Here is a 616-nt window from a genome sequence, read left to right as displayed (position 1 = left end):
GCACTTCGCAGACAAGCCCGATGAGTATGCGGGACACTTGAGGGCCGCCCTCGACAATCCGCAGGTCATCACCGACCACCTTGCGCGTCAGATCGTCGCCAACTCGGGCGTCGCGGTCCGCAAGTACACGTGGGCCAACCGCGCCATTCTCCTCGGCTTCCTGTCCCTACTGGGCACGGTGGCTGTAGTCGTGGGCCACGCGCTGTGCTGGTAGCCCAAGAGTGTCAGACCGGCTCCGTAGCCTTGTGCACATGAGTGATGAACCCGCCTTCCTGACCTCCCTCCTCGACACACTGGGTGAGGAGGTGAACACCGTCCTGAACAACTCCGACATCCCTGTGGTGGAGAAGGACGGCACCTTCAATGCCAAGGACATCCCCTCGTCGTCCAGTGACACCTGGATCAAACTTCCTGAGGTCGTCGCGGTGGTCTGTGACTTGAAGGGGTCCACACACCTCGGGACCGGCAAGCACGACAAGTCGACCGCCCGCATCTACAAGAGCAGTGTCGAAGGAGCGGTGCGCATCTTCCATGAGTTCGAGGCCAACTTCATCGACATCCAGGGGGGCGGTGGCTTGGGGCTCCTCTGGGGCGTCAAGACGTACGAGCGAGCACT

At 61.9% G+C, this 616-nt stretch carries 2 protein-coding genes; both read left to right on the top strand.

All coding sequences use genetic code 11. The annotated features are described in order from the left end of the window. Positions 1 to 214: Pycsar system effector family protein (locus KVS67_RS11575; RefSeq protein WP_217565402.1), on the top strand; the 214-nt coding region annotated here is incomplete at its 5' end. A gap of 37 nt (positions 215 to 251) precedes the next feature. Further along, positions 252 to 616 (top strand): hypothetical protein (locus tag KVS67_RS11570; protein ID WP_217565401.1); only part of this gene is annotated, 365 nt, incomplete at its 3' end.

Source organism: Micrococcus sp. GbtcB5, from assembly GCF_019091605.1.
GTDB classification, from domain to species: domain Bacteria; phylum Actinomycetota; class Actinomycetes; order Actinomycetales; family Micrococcaceae; genus Micrococcus; species Micrococcus luteus.
This window is presented reverse-complemented; position numbering and strand designations above follow the sequence as displayed.